The sequence below is a fragment of the Nocardiopsis sp. M1B1 genome (assembly GCF_052466615.1).
The window spans coordinates 4442704-4461485 of the sequence record NZ_CP196194.1 but is presented as its reverse complement, the minus strand read 5'-3'; the positions used below and the strand labels follow the sequence as shown (position 1 = coordinate 4461485).

Genomic DNA, 18782 nt, shown 5'->3' with positions numbered 1-18782 from the left:
GGAGAAAATGGGGCTTATGCGTCTGAGGATCTTCCTTGAGCCCCAACAGGGGGCCACCTACGAGGACCAGCTCACCGTCGCCAGGGCCGTCGAGGACCTGGGTTTCGACGCTCTGTTCCGGTCCGATCACTATCTGCACATGGGGGATCACGTCAGCGGCCTCCCCGGGCCCACCGACGCCTGGATCACCCTCGCCGGGCTCGCCCGGGACACCTCCCGCATCCGCCTGGGCACGCTGATGACCGCGGCGACCTTCCGCCACCCCGCGCCCCTGGCGATCTCCGTCGCCCAGGTCGACCGCATGAGCGACGGCCGGGTGGAGTTCGGCTTCGGCTCGGGCTGGTTCGAGGAGGAGCACGCGGTCTACGGGATCCCCTTCCCCGCCACCGCCCGCGAGCGCTTCGACCGCTACGAGGAGCAGTTGGACATCATCACCGGCCTGTGGTCGACCCCGGTGGGGGAGACCTTCCGCTACGAGGGCAAGCACTACCGCCTGGCGGAGGGGCCCGCGCTGCCCAAGCCGCAGCAGGGCCCGCGTCCGCCGGTGCTGATCGGCGGCACCGGCCCCAAGCGCACGCCGCGCCTGGCCGCCAAGTACGCCGACGAGTACAACGTGCCCTTCAGCTCGATCGAGGACACCTCGGCCGCCTTCGAGCGGACCCGGGCCGCCGTGCGGGCCTCGGGGCGCGGCGCGCCGATGGTCTACTCCGCCGCGCAGGTCCTGTGCGTGGGCAGGGACGAGGCGGAGGTGGCCCGGCGGGCCGAGCGGATCGGCCGCGAGGTCCCCGAGCTGCGGGAGAACGGCCTGGCGGGCACCCCCGACGAGCTGGTGGACAGGATCGGCCGCTTCGCCGAGGCGGGCGCCGAGCGCATGTACCTCCAGATGCTGGACATGTCCGACCTGGACCACCTGGAGCTGGTGGCCTCGCAGGTCGCGCCGCAGCTGGACTGATCCGCGGGCGACTGAACACGGGACGGAGCGGAGCCCCGAAGAGGTTCAGTCGGGGGCGGTCGCGGACCGTTGGCGACCGCCCGATAACTTGATATCGAGATACAAGTTAGATACCTTGACATCAAGATAACAGCGGGGTTCCCCTCGGCCCGCTCCCGGTTCGGATGTGTGAAGTTGACCGCTTGAGCGCACCCGGGCCGGACAACGTGGGCGCCCGCTACCAGTGGGCCGCCCGGCCGGTGGCGAGTGGTGTCGCCGCAGGCCACGGCGGGCCTGACGGAGGCCGGGAGGCAGGCGGAGGTCACCCCCGCGGCCCTTCGCCCCCGGCAACCGGTCAGGGCGGCCTCAGTAGGTCCCGCGTCCGCCCCATGGGGGAGGATGCTGGGAACGTAAGTGGCGAGATCAGGAGGCAGACACCGTGTCCGCGAACAGCTTCGGCGCCCGTGACACGTTGCGCGTTGGCGACGAGTCGTACGAGATCTTCCGTCTGGAGACCGTTGAGGGTTCCAGGCGGCTTCCCTACAGCCTGAAGGTGCTGCTGGAGAACCTCCTGCGCACCGAGGACGGTGCGAACGTCACCGCCGACCACATCCGGGCCCTGGGCGGCTGGGACCCCAAGGCCCAGCCCAGCCAGGAGATCCAGTTCACCCCCGCGCGGGTGATCATGCAGGACTTCACCGGCGTCCCCTGCGTCGTCGACCTCGCCACCATGCGCGAGGCCGTGCGCGACATGGGCGGCGACCCGGACAAGATCAACCCGCTCGCCCCCGCCGAGCTGGTGATCGACCACTCCGTCGTCGTCGACCTCTTCGGCCGCCCCGACGCCTTCGAGCGCAACGTCGAGATCGAGTACGAGCGCAACTACGAGCGCTACAAGTTCCTGCGCTGGGGCCAGACCGCCTTCGACGAGTTCAAGGTCGTCCCGCCCGGCACCGGCATCGTGCACCAGGCCAACATCGAGCACCTGGCGCGCGTCACCATGAGCCGGGGCGGCCAGGCCTACCCCGACACCTGCGTCGGCACCGACTCGCACACCACCATGCAGAACGGCCTGGGCATCCTGGGCTGGGGCGTGGGCGGCATCGAGGCCGAGGCCGCCATGCTCGGCCAGCCGATCTCCATGCTCATCCCGCGCGTGGTCGGCTTCAAGCTGACCGGTGAGCTCCAGCCCGGCACCACCGCCACCGACCTGGTGCTCACCATCACCGAGATGCTGCGCCAGCACGGCGTGGTCGGCAAGTTCGTCGAGTTCTACGGCGAGGGCGTGGCCTCCGTGCCGCTGGCCAACCGCGCCACCATCGGCAACATGAGCCCGGAGTTCGGCTCCACCGCCGCGATCTTCCCGATCGACGACGAGACCATCCGGTACATGAAGCTGACCGGCCGCTCCGAGCAGCAGGTGGCCCTGACCGAGGCCTACGCCAAGGCCAACGGCTTCTGGCACGACCCGGCCAACGAGCCCGAGTTCTCCGAGTACCTGGAGCTCGACCTGGCCGAGGTGGTCCCCTCCATCGCCGGCCCCAAGCGCCCGCAGGACCGCATCGCGCTGTCGGAGGCCAAGAGCACCTGGCGCCACGACGTGCGCAACTACGTCGAGGACGAGGTCGACGAGGCGGGCGAGGAGTCCTTCCCGGCCTCGGACGCCCCGTCCCAGACCGCCAACGGCGCCCGTCCGCACAAGGCCGTCAAGGTCACCATGGCGGACGGCACCGAGACCGAGATCGACCACGGCGCCGTGGTGATCGCCGCGATCACCTCCTGCACCAACACCTCCAACCCCTCGGTCATGCTGGGCGCCGCCCTGCTGGCCAAGAAGGCGGTGGAGAAGGGCCTGACCCGCAAGCCGTGGGTCAAGACCTCCATGGCCCCGGGCTCCAAGGTCGTCACCGACTACTACGAGCGCTCCGGCCTGACCCCGTACCTGGACAAGCTGGGCTTCAACCTGGTCGGCTACGGCTGCACCACCTGCATCGGCAACTCCGGCCCGCTGCCGGAGGAGATCTCCCAGGCCGTCCAGGACAACGACCTGGCCGTCAGCGCGGTCCTGTCCGGCAACCGCAACTTCGAGGGCCGGATCAACCCGGACGTGAAGATGAACTACCTGGCCTCGCCGCCGCTGGTGGTCGCCTACGCGCTGGCCGGATCGCTGGACGTGGACATCACCACGGAGCCGCTGGGCGTCGACAAGGACGGCGAGCCCGTCTTCCTGGCCGACATCTGGCCCAGCGCCGAGGAGATCCAGCAGGTCATGGACTCCGCGATCGCCTCGGACATGTACGAGTCCGCGTACTCGGACGTGTTCGCCGGTGACGAGCGCTGGCGCTCCCTGCCCACCCCGACGGGCAACACCTTCGAGTGGGAGGGCGAGTCGACCTACGTCCGCAAGCCCCCCTACTTCGAGGGCATGGAGACCACCCCGGCCCCGGTCACCGACATCACCGGCGCCCGGGTGCTGGCCAAGCTGGGCGACTCGGTCACCACCGACCACATCTCCCCGGCCGGCGCCATCAAGCCGGGCACCCCCGCGGCCGAGTACCTCAAGGCCAACGGTGTGGAGCGCCGCGACTTCAACTCCTACGGTTCGCGCCGCGGCAACCACGAGGTGATGATCCGGGGCACGTTCGCCAACATCCGCCTGCGCAACCAGATCGCGCCGGGCACCGAGGGCGGCTACACCCGCGACTTCACCCAGCCCGAGGGCCCGGTGTCGTTCATCTACGACGCCGCGCGCAACTACGCCGAGCAGGGTACGCCGCTGGTCGTCCTGGGCGGCAAGGAGTACGGCTCCGGCTCCTCGCGCGACTGGGCGGCCAAGGGCACCAGCCTGCTGGGCGTGCGCGCGGTCATCACCGAGTCCTACGAGCGCATCCACCGCTCGAACCTGATCGGCATGGGTGTCCTGCCCCTGCAGTTCCCCGAGGGCCAGTCCGCCGACTCCCTCGGCCTGACCGGCGAGGAGACCTTCTCCATCACCGGCGTGACCGAGCTGAACGAGGGCGCCACCCCGGCCACGGTGAAGGTCAGCACCGACACCGGCGTGGAGTTCGACGCCGTGGTGCGCATCGACACCCCCGGTGAGGCCGACTACTACCGCAACGGCGGCATCCTGCAGTACGTGCTGCGCCAGCTGATCGCCAAGTAGGCGGGTCCGCGCGCGGGTGGACCCGTGCGCGGACGCCCCACGCGGCTTCGCGGGGCCGCCACCGTCCGAGCGACGGTGGCGGCCCCGTTCGCGTTCTCACCCTCCTCCGGAAGGTAACGAAAAGGTATAGCCATCGCGGTTTGCCCGCGTCGGCTCGGGTAGCGGCACAGGTAGGGAACGAACGCAACCTACGGCGAAGGAACCGGATCAATGTCAGAGATCATCGAGACGGTGGAGGTCGACGTCCCGGTCACCGCCGCCTACGCCCAGTGGACGCGGTTCGAGGAGTTCCCCTCCTTCATGGAGGGGGTCGACAAGGTCGTCCGCACCGGTGACGGGCACATGCTCTGGACCATCGAGATCGGTGGCCAGAAGAGGGAGTTCGAGGCCGTGGTCACCGAACAGGTCCCCGGGGAGCGGATCGCCTGGAAGACCACGGACGGCACGACCCACGCGGGCGTGGTGACCTTCCACCGCCTGTCCGACACCAGCAGCAGGATCACCCTCCAGCTCAAGACCGTCCCGGAGGGCGTGGTCGAGCAGCTCGGGGACAAGCTCGGGCTGGTCAAGACCCGCGCCAAGGGCGACATGAAGCGCTTCAAGGCCTTCGTCGAGCCCGGCCGGGAGAACCCGACCGGCTGACGCCGGGCCCGGGTCCGGAGCTGGTCCCGGTCCCCCGCGGCCGAGGAGGCCGCGGGGGACCGGCCCATGTCTGGGGCGGACCGTCCCGGGCGCCGGGGCGATCCGCCTCCCGCACACGCGGACTCCCGGTGCCGCCGTGCGGCACCGGGAGTCGTCCCTCGCGTCCGGTGTGTCAGTGGCTGCCGCTGCTGACGCTGGAGTGGTAGGCCCCGTGGGGACCGGCGTGCGACCAGGAGTGGTAGTACCAGCTGTGGCCGTGCCCGTGCCCGTGGCCGTGGCCGCTGCCGGACTTGACCACGTAGCTGTACGCCCCGTCGGAGCCCGCCCCCGACCAGCTGGACGAGTAGTAGCTGTCCGCCGAGGCCAGGGCCGGTGCCCCGAGTGCCAGGACGGGCGCGGCGACGACGGTGAACGCGAAGCGGCGCAGGGTCTTCCTCTGCATGGCGGTGGGTTCCCTTCGAAGCTCGGTGCGGGGAGCGGCCGTGCGGGCGCCGTCGTCTCCAGCCGCACTCTCGGCGCGGCACCGGACGTCCGGCACCACCGGACTACGTCCCTTTTGTCTCTTTTGTCTTCCTCGTTCATCCTGACGCCGGGGCAGCCCAAGAGGGAACACTGGGAACCTGCGCAAACACCAAAATCGGGATGTCGCGCCCCCAACGCGTGCGCGGAGCCGACGGTGAGCCGGGTCGGCGGCGGCATCCGCGCGCTGGCGCGGGTTCTGTCCGGCGGGACGTGCGGGGCGTCCCCGGGAGACGTCCGCGAGAGGGCTCTCGGCGGCGACGGGGGGTAAACCCCGGACATCTCACCCCCACCGGGGCCCCACGCGGACCCCGCGTCTTCGGGCCGGGCCTTCGGACGCCTCGGGATCGGGCACCGTCGGCGCGTCCCCGCGTGCGCTGAGCCGGGCCCGCCGCCTGGAACCCGCCGGGGTCCCGGTCGGCCGGAACCCCGTGTGTGCGGAGGCGGGACGTCCGGGACGCCGCGGCGACCGCTCCGCCCCGGACATGCGGACTCCCGGTGCCGCCGTGCGGCACCGGGAGTCGTCGTGGGGAGCCTGCGACCCTAGCCGGCGCCGCTCTCCGTCTCGGAGGAGTAGGCGCCGCCCTCACCGGCGACGCTCAGGGACTCCTCGAACCAGGACTTGCCGTCGCCGGCGAAGGCCTCCAGCTCGTGGTGGAACGCACCGTGGGATCCGGCGCCGCTCGTCTGGGTCTCGTAGTACGCGTCCGCCGAGGCCAGGGCCGGGGCTCCGAAGGCCAGGGCGGGTGCGGCGACGGCCGTGATGGCGATGCGGCGCAGGGTCTTCTTCTGCATGACAGTGGGTTTCCCTTCGTGGCTTGGCTCGGGGAGTCCGACGCCGTGCGGGCGGTCGCGGGTCGACGCTGTCCGCGAGGCGCGGAAGCGCGTGGAACCACCGGGCGTTTTCCCCGCTTCCCAGACTGAGGCCGGGTGGGCCAAGGAGGAACACCAGAAAGCTGACTAAACTCCAAAATCGGGACAATCAGCAAAAAAGCGTGTGCGCAGCGTGCCGAAGCCGTCGGGCGCGGTGCCCGGAAACCCTGCGGGGCGGGGCCTTTCGGACCTCTCGGTCCGTCCGCACTCCCCGCCGGAAACGGGCCCCACCACGGCTGATGTCCGTAAACCTCCGCTATGCTCACCGCATGCCCGGCCCCACCAGCCCCCTCCTCCGGCTCGTTTCGGCGATCGCCCTCCCGGCGCTGCTGAGCCTCCTCCCGGTCCTCGGCGCCGCCCCCGCGTCGGCGCAGCCCGAGACGGGGACCGGGGCCCGCGAGGAGCGTGTGACCCCCGCGGAGCACTACGCCGCCCTGCTCGCCCAACAGCCCGAGGGCGCGGCCGTGGTCGTGGACGACGCCCTGGCCGGCCGCTACGACCCGGAGGAGCTGGAGGCGGACCTCCACGACTCCTTCGGCGCCCTGGACGTGCCCTACCACGTCGTCGCCAGCCCCTTCCCCGGCGCCGAGCAGCAGTGGGGAGGGGACGTGCTGCCCGCCCTGGTCGACCGGGTCGGTGCGGACGGCCTCTACGTCCTCCTCCAGCCCGGCAGCGTTCCCCGGGCGCTGGCCGAGGGCGTGGACCTTCCGGTGGAGGCCGCCGCCGACACGGTCTTCTACGCGCCCGGAACGGACTACTACGGCACCCCCCTCGGCGAGGTCGCCGACGCCTTCACGGCGGCTCTGGCCGACCCGGACGCGCAGGCCACGGCCGACCGGTACCGGCAGGAGTACTCCTCCGACCAGGGCCCCACCGCCTGGGAGGAGTTCCTGGGCGACCTGGACCCGACCACGTCGGTCGGGCCCGAAAACCTCGGCTTCCTGGTCAGCACCGCGACCGGCGCACTGCTTACCCTGTCCCTCTTCCACGTGGGGTGGAGGCTCCGCAGGGGCGGCAGCACGGTCGCCGCGGTCGCCGTCGCCTCGGTGTTCGGGCTGGCCCTGCCCGCCGCCGGTGTGGCCGGAGCCCTGCACTACATGGACAGCGTGCCCCTGGGCGCGAACGAACTCCCAGACCCCTTGGAGCGGGCCCGGTCGCAGCCGCCCTACGTGCCCTCCACCGTGCGCGTGGAACGGGTGGCGGAGGGGCTCGGGGACGGTTCCGTCTACGCGGACCCCCTGAGCCCGCTGTCCCGCGAAGGGCTCGCGGACGTCGCCGAGCGGGCGGAGCGCTCCTCCGTCCCGGTGTACGCGGTCCTCCTGCCGATGGCCGGCACCGACGAGAGCGAGGGCGACCCGGAACGGTTCGCGCACGCGCTGCACCACGTCCTGGGCGAGGACGGCGTCTACGCGGTCATCACCCAGGAGGCCTACGAGGAGACGCCTGAGACGACGGTGCTCGCCTTCGGCGTCGACCTGGACACCTACTACCTGGGCCAGGCGTTGGACGAGGGCGAGGCCGCGACCCCGGCGCAGGAGCTCGCCCTGCTGCTGGAGGCGGTCGAGGAGCTTCCGCGCGACCCGGAGGCGGCGGACCCGGTGCCCTATGACACCTCGACGGACCCGCTCGAACCGCGGACGGAGCGCTTCTGGGAGGACTTCTGGGCCGGGGCGCTGTTCCTGGGCCCCATCATCGGCGCGGCCCTGCTGGGCGCGGTGCTGGGCACGGTGGCCCTGGTACGGGTTTCACTCGTGCGACGCCGACGCCAGCCCTCCCCGCGGGCCCTGCGCCGCACGGCCGAGCGCGAGCGCGCGCGGCTGGCGGCTCTGATCTCCTCCGACCGGGCCGGACGCCTCCCGGTCGCGATGATGCCCTCCGTCGAGGCGGCGCTGATGGTCGTGGACGCCGACCCCGACGACCTCGACCTGGTCGGCGTGGCGGTCGTCTCCCGCAGGGCGCACGCCACCGTGGAGGACCCCGGTTCCGCCGAGACCTCCCCGTGCATGCTCAACCCCCTGCACGGCCCCGCCGAGGCGTTCAAACGCGCCGGTCCACGGGATCGGCGGGGCCTGTTCCCGGTGTGCCGGGCGTGCGCCGGCCTGACCGAACAGCAGCGCGCGTCGGCCGTGCTGCGCGTGCGCGACGGCGCGGGGACTCGGCGGGAGCACCTGTCGATGAACGAACGCGCGTGGGTCCAGTACCGCTTCGGGGCCAAGGACCCCGCGCGTATGGCCAAGAGGCTCATGGAGGAGATCGATGCCCGCTGATTCCCCGCTGGCCCGGTACACGGCGCGGGCGCTGGCCGCGTCCTGCACCGTGCTGCTCCTGTCCCCCGCGACCGCCGCCCTGGCCCAGGACCTGGAGGCGCAGGACCGCACCCAGGCCGTCGCCGACGCGCTGGAGGAGTCGCCGGTCTACGTCGACCCCGCCTACGAGTCCGCCTTCCCGGCCGCGGACCAGGAGCGCGTCGCCGGGGTCATCGAGTCCTCCGGCCTGGACCTGTACGTGATCGCGGTGCCCCTGACGGGCGGCGACGTCTGGGGCGGGGACGCGGCCACGCTCGTGTCGGTCGTGCACGACCGCAGGGGCGGCGGCGAGGGCCACTACCTGGCCTACGACGACGTGTCGGGCTACCAGGGGGAGGACTTCGGTCCCGGCGCCCAGGAGGCGGCCCCCGCGCACTACGGGGCACTGGCCGCCTCCTACGAGACGGACTTCGACGGCTCCATGCTCCAGCAGGCCGACGCGGCCGTGGAGGCCGCGCTGTCCGACGACCCCCGCGCGGCCTACGAGGCGGCCCTCCAGGCCTACGAGGAGGCCAACCCCCACATCACCGGTATGGGCGGGGGCGCCGGGCAGGGGAGCGGCCCGGGATCCGGCCCGCTGTTCGTGGTCGGGGCCGTCATCGCGGTCCTGCTCGCGCTCGTGCTGACACTCCTCGTGCGCAACCGTCTCACCGCGCGCCGGGGCAGGCGCAGGGCGGTTTCGATCACCCAGCACGCGGCCTTCGACAATGCCGACCGCGCCCAGCTGGACTCGCTGGTCGAACAGGGCGAGCGCGACCTCATCGAGGTGGGCGAACGCCTGAGCCGCGCGGACGCGGACCCGGGGACCGGCACCAAGTCGGGCCAGAGCCTCCAGCGCGCCCTGGACGCCCGCTTCGCCGCCGCGGCGGTCCACGACCGGATGGCCGCGGAGGGCGCCACCCTGCCCGACGCCGTGGGCGTGCTCGTACTGCTCGACATGGCCGAGGACGCGCTGGAGAACGCGGACAAGGGCTCGCGCTCCGCCGTCCGGCGCCGCCACTGCTACGCCAATCCGCTGCACGGCACGAACACCAAGGTGACGCCCTGGCGGGAGTTCGGCGGCACGCGCACCATCCGCGTCCCGCTGTGCGCCGACTGCGCCAGGGCCGTCCGCAACCGGGCGCGTCCCGTGGTCCTGCCCGCCGAGCACGAGGGCGCGCAGGTGCCCTACTACGAGGTGCCCGCCGAGGAGAGCGTGTGGGCCGCCACCGGCTACGGCACGCTCACCGACGACCTCGTCCAGCGCGTCCAGCGCGGCGACCACCGGCCCCGGGGGCGGGCCCGCTGACGATCCGGACGTGACGCGGAAAGGTATTCGGACGGGCACGGGGAGAGAACGTTTCGCTCGGGTACCGCATCCGACCCCAGAGAACGGCAGTTCGGTGCCCGCCCATGTCCCCGGGTCCGGGCCGACCGAAACGTGGCTATAGTTCCCACGGGCCCGTCATGGGTCCGCCGGGGGAAGCGATGACGACGGATACGGGGTGGCCTGGTGGAGGACCAGCACGTCCAGAAGGGTGACGGCGGGGCGGGGCAGCCCTCCGGCCGTACGGCGGGGAACTACCGGCTGGTGCGGTCGCTGGGGCGCGGTGGCTTCGGCGAGGTCTTCCTCGGAGAGGACCCCGACGGCGGTCGCGCCGCGGTCAAGATCCTGCACGCCAGCTGGGCGGGCGATCCGGAGATGCGCCGCCGCTTCAGCACCGAGGTCGAGCAGGCCCGCCGGGTGAGCGGCTTCTGCATCGCCCCGATCCTGGACGCCGACCCCGGGGCCGCCGAGCCGTGGATCGCCACCGAGTTCATCGACGGCCCCACGCTCCAGCGGGCCGTGGCCGCCGAGGGTCCGCGCGGCGGCGTCGAACTGCACCGCCTGGCCGTCTCCACGGCCACCGCGCTGGCCGCGATCCACGCGGCCGGGGTCGTGCACCGCGACCTCAAACCCGACAACATCATGCTGGCCGCGGACGGGCCGCGCGTGATCGACTTCGGCATCGCCCGCGCGGTCGAAACCACCTCGGTCACCGCCAGCGGTGTGGTGGGCACGATCGGGTACATGGCGCCCGAGCAGCTGGAGGGCATGCGGCTGACCTCGGCGGTGGACATCTTCTCCTGGGGGTCGGTGATGGTCTACGCCGCCACCGGGCACGAGGCCTTCCCCGGACCGACCCAGGCCTCCCGCATCGCCCGCATCCTGGGCGGCGAGCCCGACCTCGGCCCCCTGACCGAGCCGCTGGCCGGGATCGTCCGCTCCTGCCTGGACAAGGACCCCGAGCGCCGCCCCGACGCCACCACCCTGCTCAACCTGCTGATCTCCGCGCCCGCCGAGGCCACGGCCGCGCGCCCGGCGGCGGGCGACGGCGGCACCCGGGTCCTGCCCCCGGCCGGCGCGCGCACCCCGTGGGAGAGCGACCCCACCCGGGTCGCCCCCGGCGAGCACCCGCGGGCCCACGCCACACGCGTGGCCCCTCCGGTCCCGGTGGACCCGACCCGGGTGGCCCCCGCCGACGCCCCGAGGGCGGACGCGACCCGCGCCTACACGCAGATGGTGTCGGGCGCCGCCTCGGCCGGTCTGGCTCCGCCGTCCGCGCCGCCGTACTCCACGACCCCGCCGCCCCACCCCCCGGTGTCCGGAGCGGGTACGGCCAGCGGCCCCCACACCCCGCCGTCCTACTCCCGGGCGTTCGAGACGGGTGCGGTGAGCGGTCCCCACACCCCGCCCCACCGGACGGGCGTGCCCCCGTACCACTTCCACGGCATCCGCTTCACCGACCCGGGCGATCTGGCCGAGGCCATGCAGCAGAACTGGAGCGCGGCCGTCCAGGTCTTCAGCGACCCGGCCGAACGGGCGGCCCTGGGCGCCTGGCTCGTCGACGACCTCGGCGACACCACGGTGGACCGGTCCCTGTTCCGGGGCCACGTCAACAACGACGCCAACCTGGCGCTGGCCTCGTTCGTCTCGCAGCTGCGCCCCGACCTGCCGCCGATCTTCCGCGGCCGGGGCGCCACCGTGGCCGAGCTGGGCGAGATGTTCGACGACCCGCGCCCCCTGCTCACCGGCGCGCCCAAGGCCAACGAGATGGTCCTGATGGCCCGCCCGAGCGTGCTCAGGACCATGGGCGCCCACCACGGCGCCGACTCCGCCGACCTCATGCGGCTCGCCGACCAGCTCGACGAGGCCGAACGGGCCGCCAACGCCTTCCAGGAGCAGCTCACCGGCGAGCTGGAGGGCTGGCGCGCGGCCCGCGTCAACGTGAGCGCCGCCCTCATCCTGGCCTTCCTGCTGCGCCCCGAGCGCCTGGTGCCACCCGGCGACGGCGGGGACACGGGCCTGGGGGAGTGGGTGTCGATCCTGTGGAGCCGCGTCGAGAGCGCGCCGGTGCCCGTCAGCGCCGGGTACGCGGCCGTGGTCTACGGCGCCCTGTCGACCATGCGGTCGCTGGCCGAGCAGCGCCGGAGCTGGGAGACCCGGCACAACAAGGTCAGCACCGACCACGCCGACCTGCGCCGCGGGGTCAGGCTCCAGGAGCGCCTGCTCCTGGGTCTGCGGATCTGCCGGTTCGCCGTCTTCGGCATCCCCGCCGCTCTGCTCGCCGGGCTGGCGACGGGCAACGGGACGGAGGGGCCCGCGGGCCTGCTCATGTCGGTGGGCCTGCTCGGCCTGGTCGGGGCGATCGCCCTGGAGGTGACCGTGCGGGTCGTCTCCGGCGGCGTGGCCCGGCGCAACCAGCGCTCCCAGGAGCTCAACGGCGCGGCGGCGCAGCTGCCGCAGCTGACGTCGGGCGTCGCCCGCATCCAGGGCGACCTGCGCAGGGCCAGGGAGATCTGCGGGCGGAGCTGACCCGCGTCGCGCGGACCGCGCCCGGGTCCGGCGCGGCCTCCGCCGCCCGGCGGAGCGGCCGTGCCAGAGTGGTGACCGTGCGCAGAGCAGGAGGCGGTCCGGGGCGTCCCGTGCGCCTGGGGGCGTTCCTGGGGTTCGTGGTCCTGCTCCAGTTCGGGTACCCGGTCACCCTCCACGGCCCCGTCTGGACGGGGCTCTACCTGGTCGCCTACGTGGGAGTGGTGCTCTCCGGCGTCGTGCTGGTGCGCGGGGCGCACGACCGGATCGCCCCCACCGCCGCCACGGGCGCGGCACTGCTCTGCTGTGCGGCCTGGGTCGGCGCGACGGGCGACGGGGGCGCGGCGCTGGTGTCGATGTTCGCGGCGGGGGCGGCCTTCCAGCTCGCGCTCATGTACTCCCTGCTGCGGTTCGTCTACCGCCGGAGCCGGACCCCCGAGCTGGAGATCGTCCTGGCGGCGGTGTGCGTCTACCTGCTGCTCGGCGGTCTGTTCACCACGGTGTTCGGCGCCCTGGAGAGCCTGTGGCCCGGGAGCTTCGCCGACTCCGCGCACCCGGGGGGCCGGGTCACCTGGCAGCAGTTCGTCTACTTCTCCTACGTCACGCTGGCCACCACGGGCTACGGAGACGTCGTGCCGGTCTCGGCGTGGGCGCGCTCGCTGTCCGCGGCCGAGGGCGTCGTGGGGACCCTGTTCCTGACCACGGTCGTGGCCCGCCTCGTCGGCGCCTTCAGCGGCCCGCGCCGGGAGGAGGGCCGCGCGGTCACCGGTTGACCGGCCCAGTGCCGGTCACCGGGTGGGGTTGGCGACCACCACGTCGGCGTGCTCCCGGGGGCGGTCGCGCCGGTGGAACGCCTCCTCCTGCTCCGCCCACGTCCGCCGGTGCGGCGCGTAGACGGACGCGTCCCACCGGCCGTCCAGCCGCCGCGCGCGCTCGTCGTCGGGAGCGTCCACCCACACCAGCAGGTCCAGCAGGCCGCGCACGGCGGCGGCCCCGGAGCCGCCGCCCTCCACCACGAGGACCCCGCCCGCCGCCACGTCGCCGGGCAGCACCGTCCACTCCCGCGCGAACGCCCCCCGCTCCCAGTCGTAGCGCCGCCAGGCCGCCCGCTCTCCGCGCGCGAGCGGGGCCAGGACCCGCTCGCGCAGCAGCTCCGAGCCCTCCTCCAGGCCCCGCCAGCCCGGGTAGAGGTCCTCCATGGTCAGCACGGCGGCGGCCTCGCCCCGCCGGACCAGGGCCGCGCGCAGCGCGTCGGCCACCGTGCTCTTGCCCGCGCCCGAGCGGCCCTCGACCGCCACGGCGCGCGTCCGGCCCGGGGCCCGGGCGGGCGGCGGCACCGCCCCGGCCAGGAGGTCGGCCCATCCGGACTCGGCGGTGCTGATGCGTGCTCTGCTCACCTTCGGACCCTAACGCGGCGGATGCGAAGTTCCGGCTTGCGTTCATTGCTTGTAGCATTCCTCGCAACAGCGCCGAAACGCGGCCACGAAAGCAGGGGGAGGGGCACCTGGTGACCGAGGCCGCCGCGACACCGGGATCACAGTCAGCCCTGCGCCGGGCCAACGAGCGGCGGGTCGTGGACGTGCTGCGCAGCGAGGGAACCCGCACCCAGGCCGAGCTGGCCCGCGCCACCGGCCTGTCCGCGGCCAGCGTCTCCAACATCGTCCGCGGCCTGCGCGCCGCCGGGACGGTCCTGGTGCGCGACACCTCCTCCAACGGCCGCCGGGCCAAGGCGATCACCCTCGTGCGCCAGCCCGGCGCGGTCGTGGCCGTGGACTTCACCGCCGACAGCGTCCGCGTCGCGGTGGGCGACAGCGACGGCAACATGCTGGCCCGCGAGGAGATCGGCTACGACGTGGCCTCCGACGCCGAGCGCGGGGTGCGCCGCGCCGCCTGGTTGGCCGAGACCATCCTGCTGCGCAGCCGGGTCGACCGGGGCACCGTGTCCTCGGTGGTGGCCTCCATCCCTGGGCCGATCGACCCCGGCACCGGTGAGGTCGGCGGCATCTCCTGCCTGACCCGCTGGGCGGGCTTCCGCCCCGCCAAGGCGCTGACCGAGCGGCTGGGCCTGGAGGTGCTGGCCGAGAACGACGCCAACCTCGCGGTCCTGGCCGAACAGCACCGGGGCGCGGGCGTGGGCGCCGAGCACGTGGTCCACCTGGTCATCAACGACGGCGTGGGAGCGGGCATCATGATGTCGGGTCAGCTCTTCCGCGGCGCGGGCGGCACGGCCGGGGAGATCGGGCACATCGCGCTGGACCCGCGCGGGCACGTGTGCCGCTGCGGCAACCGGGGCTGCCTGGAGACCTTCGTCGGCGCGGGCTACCTGCTGGACATGCTGCCGCAGAACACCGACGTGGCCCGCGGCCCCGACCCCGTCCGCATCCCGGACATGGTGGCCGCGGCGCTGGAGGGCGACCCCGGCAGCCGCCGCATCATCGCCGAGGCGGGCACCGCGCTGGGTCAGGGCACCGCGATCGTGGCCAACCTGTTCAACCCGGACCGGGTCATCGTGGGCGGGGACCTGGCCCAGGCCGGTGACCTGCTGCTGGACCCGATGCGCCGGTCGATGGAGCTGGGCTCGCTGAGCAGCGCCCTGGAGCGGCTCGAACTGGTGCCGAGCGCGCTGGGCAGGGACGCCTCGCTGTACGGGGCGCTGCGCATGGCCGCCCAGCAGGAGAACTGAACGGTCCCGAACCCGATTTCCCGTACCACCGATGACGCGGAGGTGCCGCGCGGTGGCGCCGCGTTCCCGCGACGGGGGAGCGCGGGCGCCCGGAGCCGCCCGCAGCAGGTCGGGCGGCGGGCGGGTCCTTCGCTGAACGGAGCCCGCACGTAGGCTGACGAGGACGCGAACACCGAGGTCAGTGCCGGAACGGGCCGCCGCTCGGTAAAAACCGAAACTCCTTCACGTGAGCTCACACGTCCAGAATCCCGCTCTGGCCTGGGTTTTCCGTGATTTCACGCTCTGAACGCAAGGCCCGTGATGTTTCGGTTATGTGTTCAGGAGTTGACGGCAAGGTGGCGGCGGGGTTTGACTTCACTCCACCACTCGCGAGTTCCACCACCCGTATCCCCCGTCATGAGAGGTACCCAGCGTTGAACGCACGACGCTTCACACCGCGGTACACGTCCGCCGGCTTCGCCGCCGCGGGAGCCGCTCTCGCCCTCCTCGTCTCCGGTTGTGGCTCGCTCACGACCACCGGCGGCGAGGCCGAGCAGGAGACCCACACCGTGGAGGAGGGCTTCCACGTCGGACTGCTCCTGCCCGACCTCCACACGGCCCGCTACGAGGCCTTCGACCGCCCCTTCTTCGAGGAGGCGATGGGCGAGCTGTGCCCCAACTGCGAGATCTCCTACGCCAACGCGGACCAGTCCGTGAGCGAGCAGCAGACCCAGGCCCAGGCCATGCTGACCGACGGTGTGGACGTGCTCGTCCTCGACCCGGTGGACGCCGCCGCCGCGGCCGGGACGGTCAACGAGGCCAAGTCCCAGGGCGTGCCCGTGATCGCCTACGACCGCCTCGCCGAGGGCGGCGCGGACATGTACGTCTCCTTCGACAACAACCGCGTCGGCCAGGTCCAGGCCGAGTCGCTGCTGGAGGCCCTGGAGGAGGAGGGCACCACCGGTGACGGCTCGATCGTCGTCATGCACGGCTCGCCCACCGACCCCAACGCCGCCAGCTTCAAGGCCGGGGCCATGGGGGTCCTGGAGGACCAGATCGAGATCGGCCAGGAGTTCGACACCCCCGAGTGGTCGCCGGACGAGGCCAACGCTCAGATGGAGGGCGCCATCACCTCCCTGGGCCTGGACGAGATCACCGGCGTCTACGCCGCCAACGACGGCATCGCCTCCGGCGTCATCTCCGCCCTGCGCAGCGCGGGCGTGAGCGTGGAGGACCTGCCCCCGGTGACCGGCCAGGACGCCGAGCTCGCGGGCATCCAGCGCATCATCGCCGGTGAGCAGTACATGACCGTCTACAAGGCGATCCAGCCCGAGGCCCAGGTGGCCGCCGCCATGGCCGTCGGCCTGGCCACCGGCGAGGACCCCGAGCTGGGCGAGCACACGCTCACCGAGGTCGAGGACGGAGGCGGCGAGACCGTCCCCGCCGTCCTGCTGGAGCCGATCGCGGTCACCGCGGAGAACGTCGGCGACACGGTCGTCTCGGACGGGATCTACAGCATCGAGGAGATCTGCACCGACGACTACGCCGACACGGACTTCTGCCAGGAAGCCCTGTAGAGCCGGTGCGGACGTTCCGGGCCCGGAACGGCGGGGCGCCCCGCCGCCCCGCCGTCCCCGGCCAGGGCGAGAGAAGAGAAGCGAACGCATGAGCACACCAGTCCTGGAACTGTCCGGGATCTCCAAGACCTTCGGCGCCGTCCGGGCCCTGAGCGACGTCGACTTCCACGTCGGCGAGGGCGAGGTCGTCGCCCTGCTCGGTGACAACGGCGCCGGCAAGTCCACGCTGGTCAAGGTCATCTCCGGAGCGCACCCCGCCGACAGCGGCGGCGCCATCACCTGGGACGGCAAGCCGGTCAGCATCAACGCCCCCTCCGACGCCCAGCGCCTGGGGATCGCCACCATCTACCAGGACCTCGCCCTGTGCGACAACCTGGACATCGTCGGCAACCTCTTCCTGGGCAACGAGAAACTGCACTTCCCGGGCACCCTCGACGAGGTCGAGATGGAGGGCCGGGCCATGGAGCTGCTGGACTCGCTGTCCGTGCGCATCCCCAGCCTGCGCGTCCCGGTGGCCTCCCTCTCCGGCGGCCAGCGCCAGATCATCGCCATCGCCCGCTCCCTGCTGGGCAAGCCGCGCGTGGTGATGCTCGACGAGCCCACCGCCGCCCTGGGTGTCGCCCAGACCGCCCAGGTCCTCGACCTCATCGAGCGCCTGCGCGACCAGGGCCTGGGCGTGCTGCTGATCAGCCACAACATGGCCGACGTGCGCGCGGTGGCCGACCGCGCCGTGGTCCTGCGCCTGGGCCGCAACGCCGGGAACTTCCCCGTCGCCGAGACCAGCTACGAGGAGATCGTGGCCGCCATCACCGGTGCCGCCGACAACCCGGTCAGCCGCCGCTCCGAGCGCACCGGCGCCTCGGCCCTGGCCACGGAGGACAAGTGATGACCCAGCAGACCCCCGTCTCCAAGGCGCCCGCCACGGGTGCGGGCGGCTCCGCCGAGTCCAAGCGCGACCCGCGCCTGCTGACCACGGCGGCCTCGCCCAAGGGCTGGCTCGACGCCCTGCGCCGCAACCTGCGCAGCGGCGAACTGGGCCCGATCCCCGTGGTCATCGGCCTGATCCTCATCGCCGTCGTCTTCCAGTCGGCCAACGACCGGTTCCTGTCGCCGCAGAACCTGTCCAACCTGACCGTGCAGATCGCCGCCATCGGCCTGATGACCACCGGCGTCATCATGGTCCTGCTGCTCGGCGAGATCGACCTGTCCATCGGCTCGGTCGCCGGACTGGCCGCCGCGGTCCTGGGCGTCCTGGCCGTCAAACAGGGCGTCTCGGAGTGGATCGCGATCGGCGCGGCCCTGGCCATCGGCCTCGTGGTGGGCCTGCTCCACGGCGTCGTCTTCGCCAAACTCGGGGTACCGGCCTTCGTGGTCACCCTCGCCGGACTGCTGGGCTGGCAGGGCCTGCACCTGTACCTGATGGGCGCCGACGGCACCATCAACACCAGCCCGAACGGGCCGATCTCGCTGCTGACGCAGACCTTCTTCGTCCCGGTGGTGGGCTGGGCGCTCGCCGTCCTGGCCGTCGTCCTGTACGTGGTCTCCGTGGCGGCGGTGGAGCGGCGCAGGCGCCAGGCCAACCTGCCCTACAAGCCCTGGACCGAGATCCTCTTCCGGGCGGCCCTGCTGTTCGTGCCGATCCTGGTCGCGGTGTGGGTGCTCAACCAGTACAAGGGCGTGCCGCTGGCCTTCCTGATCTTCGTGGGCTTCGTGGTCGTGCTCGACCTGGTCCTGCGCAAGACCCGCTACGGCCGCATGGTCTACGCCGTCGGCGGCAACGCCGAGGCGGCGCGCCGCGCCGGCATCAACGTGGACATGATCCGCATCTCGGTGTTCGGGATCGCCTCCGCCCTGGCCGCCCTGGGCGGGATCATGCTGACCTCGCGCAACTTCGCGGCGAGCGTGGCCACCGGCGGCGGCGAGGAGCTGATGATGGCCATCGCCGCCGCGGTCATCGGCGGCACCAGCCTCTTCGGCGGACGCGGCAACGCCTACTCCGCCCTGCTGGGCGGCCTGGTCCTGGGCGCGATCACCTCCGGCCTGCTGCTCCTCCAGATGGACACCTCGGTCCGGTTCATGATCACCGCCGCCGTCCTGCTGATCGCGGTCATCCTGGACTCCGTCTCCCGCCGGGGACGCAAGACCCACGCCAGGGGAGGCGCCTGACCCGGCACGGCTACGCGAGCCATCCCCGGGCGGCGGACGGCGCCCACTCCCCGCCGTCCCCGCCCCCTCCCGCCCGGTCCGGCGCCCCAGGTGCCGGGCCGGGCCCTCGCG

14 protein-coding genes are annotated in these 18782 nt (G+C 72.8%); 11 read left to right on the top strand and 3 right to left on the bottom strand.

Annotated elements, in window-relative coordinates; genetic code table 11:
• The first annotated feature begins 16 nt into the window (after positions 1–16).
• The 3 genes from ACSTA4_RS19350 to ACSTA4_RS19340 all read left to right on the top strand — a co-directional run bounded on the left by ACSTA4_RS19350 (position 17) and on the right by ACSTA4_RS19340 (position 4736).
• Positions 17–952: an LLM class F420-dependent oxidoreductase gene (locus ACSTA4_RS19350; RefSeq protein WP_444960498.1), complete on the top strand. Its 936-nt coding sequence runs from the start codon at positions 17–19 to the stop codon at positions 950–952.
• A gap of 418 nt (positions 953–1370) precedes the next feature.
• Positions 1371–4094, top strand: coding sequence for an aconitate hydratase AcnA (acnA, locus tag ACSTA4_RS19345; protein WP_444960497.1), 2724 nt, complete (start codon positions 1371–1373; stop codon positions 4092–4094).
• 210 nt (positions 4095–4304) lie between these two features.
• A complete protein-coding gene (locus ACSTA4_RS19340) occupies positions 4305–4736 on the top strand; it encodes an SRPBCC family protein (protein WP_013153883.1) in 432 nt (143 codons plus the stop codon).
• Positions 4737–4908: 172 nt separating this feature from the next.
• Here ACSTA4_RS19340 and ACSTA4_RS19335 read toward each other — a convergent pair whose 3' ends face one another.
• Positions 4909–5178 (bottom strand): hypothetical protein, encoded by a 270-nt coding sequence (locus tag ACSTA4_RS19335; RefSeq protein ID WP_444960496.1) that lies wholly within the window; start codon positions 5176–5178, stop codon positions 4909–4911.
• Positions 5179–5798: 620 nt separating this feature from the next.
• Positions 5799–6050: a hypothetical protein gene (locus tag ACSTA4_RS19330; protein ID WP_444960495.1), complete on the bottom strand. Its 252-nt coding sequence runs from the start codon at positions 6048–6050 to the stop codon at positions 5799–5801.
• Positions 6051–6397: 347 nt separating this feature from the next.
• Between ACSTA4_RS19330 and ACSTA4_RS19325 the strand changes: the two genes are divergently transcribed.
• The 4 genes from ACSTA4_RS19325 to ACSTA4_RS19310 all read left to right on the top strand — a co-directional run bounded on the left by ACSTA4_RS19325 (position 6398) and on the right by ACSTA4_RS19310 (position 13039).
• Positions 6398–8395 carry a hypothetical protein gene (locus ACSTA4_RS19325; protein WP_444960494.1) on the top strand — a complete coding sequence of 666 codons (1998 nt, stop codon included), beginning with the start codon at positions 6398–6400 and terminating at the stop codon, positions 8393–8395.
• Positions 8385–9722 carry a hypothetical protein gene (locus ACSTA4_RS19320; protein ID WP_444960493.1) on the top strand — a complete coding sequence of 446 codons (1338 nt, stop codon included), beginning with the start codon at positions 8385–8387 and terminating at the stop codon, positions 9720–9722. The genes ACSTA4_RS19325 and ACSTA4_RS19320 overlap by 11 nt, the downstream gene beginning before the upstream one ends.
• A 204-nt stretch (positions 9723–9926) precedes the next feature.
• The gene (locus ACSTA4_RS19315; RefSeq protein ID WP_444960492.1) at positions 9927–12269 is read left to right on the top strand and encodes a protein kinase domain-containing protein; all 2343 of its coding nucleotides are present in this window, start codon (positions 9927–9929) and stop codon (positions 12267–12269) included.
• Between the two features lie 110 nt (positions 12270–12379).
• Complete coding sequence (locus ACSTA4_RS19310) at positions 12380–13039, top strand: potassium channel family protein (RefSeq protein ID WP_444964214.1); 660 nt, start codon at positions 12380–12382, stop codon at positions 13037–13039.
• Positions 13040–13054: 15 nt separating this feature from the next.
• On the opposite strand, the gene ACSTA4_RS19305 is transcribed toward ACSTA4_RS19310, so the two are convergent.
• A complete protein-coding gene (locus tag ACSTA4_RS19305; protein ID WP_444960491.1) occupies positions 13055–13663 on the bottom strand; it encodes a uridine kinase family protein in 609 nt (202 codons plus the stop codon).
• Between the two features lie 110 nt (positions 13664–13773).
• Here ACSTA4_RS19305 and ACSTA4_RS19300 point away from each other — a divergent pair, with 110 nt between their 5' ends.
• From ACSTA4_RS19300 to ACSTA4_RS19285, 4 genes are all read left to right on the top strand, one after another.
• Positions 13774–14949 (top strand): ROK family transcriptional regulator, encoded by a 1176-nt coding sequence (locus ACSTA4_RS19300; RefSeq protein ID WP_444960490.1) that lies wholly within the window; start codon positions 13774–13776, stop codon positions 14947–14949.
• Positions 14950–15362: 413 nt separating this feature from the next.
• Positions 15363–16505: an ABC transporter substrate-binding protein gene (locus ACSTA4_RS19295; RefSeq protein WP_274973893.1), complete on the top strand. Its 1143-nt coding sequence runs from the start codon at positions 15363–15365 to the stop codon at positions 16503–16505.
• An 88-nt stretch (positions 16506–16593) separates the two neighbouring features.
• Entirely contained in the window at positions 16594–17391 is a 798-nt protein-coding gene (locus ACSTA4_RS19290) for an ATP-binding cassette domain-containing protein (protein ID WP_061083475.1), read from the top strand.
• Positions 17391–18671: a sugar ABC transporter permease gene (locus ACSTA4_RS19285; RefSeq protein ID WP_444960489.1), complete on the top strand. Its 1281-nt coding sequence runs from the start codon at positions 17391–17393 to the stop codon at positions 18669–18671. Before ACSTA4_RS19290 ends, ACSTA4_RS19285 begins: the two co-directional genes overlap by 1 nt.
• Positions 18672–18782 lie beyond the last annotated feature (111 nt).

What these genes read in the sequence shown, in the direction of transcription:
- ACSTA4_RS19350 (WP_444960498.1), top strand. Translation starts at nt 17, where the DNA reads ATGCGTCTGAGGATCTTCCTTGAGCCCCAACAGGGGGCCACCTACGAG.
- ACSTA4_RS19340 (WP_013153883.1), top strand. Translation starts at nt 4,305, where the DNA reads ATGTCAGAGATCATCGAGACGGTGGAGGTCGACGTCCCGGTCACCGCC.
- ACSTA4_RS19335 (WP_444960496.1), bottom strand. Translation starts at nt 5,178, where the DNA reads ATGCAGAGGAAGACCCTGCGCCGCTTCGCGTTCACCGTCGTCGCCGCG.
- ACSTA4_RS19330 (WP_444960495.1), bottom strand. Translation starts at nt 6,050, where the DNA reads ATGCAGAAGAAGACCCTGCGCCGCATCGCCATCACGGCCGTCGCCGCA.
- ACSTA4_RS19325 (WP_444960494.1), top strand. Translation starts at nt 6,398, where the DNA reads ATGCCCGGCCCCACCAGCCCCCTCCTCCGGCTCGTTTCGGCGATCGCC.
- ACSTA4_RS19320 (WP_444960493.1), top strand. Translation starts at nt 8,385, where the DNA reads ATGCCCGCTGATTCCCCGCTGGCCCGGTACACGGCGCGGGCGCTGGCC.
- ACSTA4_RS19290 (WP_061083475.1), top strand. Translation starts at nt 16,594, where the DNA reads ATGAGCACACCAGTCCTGGAACTGTCCGGGATCTCCAAGACCTTCGGC.
- ACSTA4_RS19285 (WP_444960489.1), top strand. Translation starts at nt 17,391, where the DNA reads ATGACCCAGCAGACCCCCGTCTCCAAGGCGCCCGCCACGGGTGCGGGC.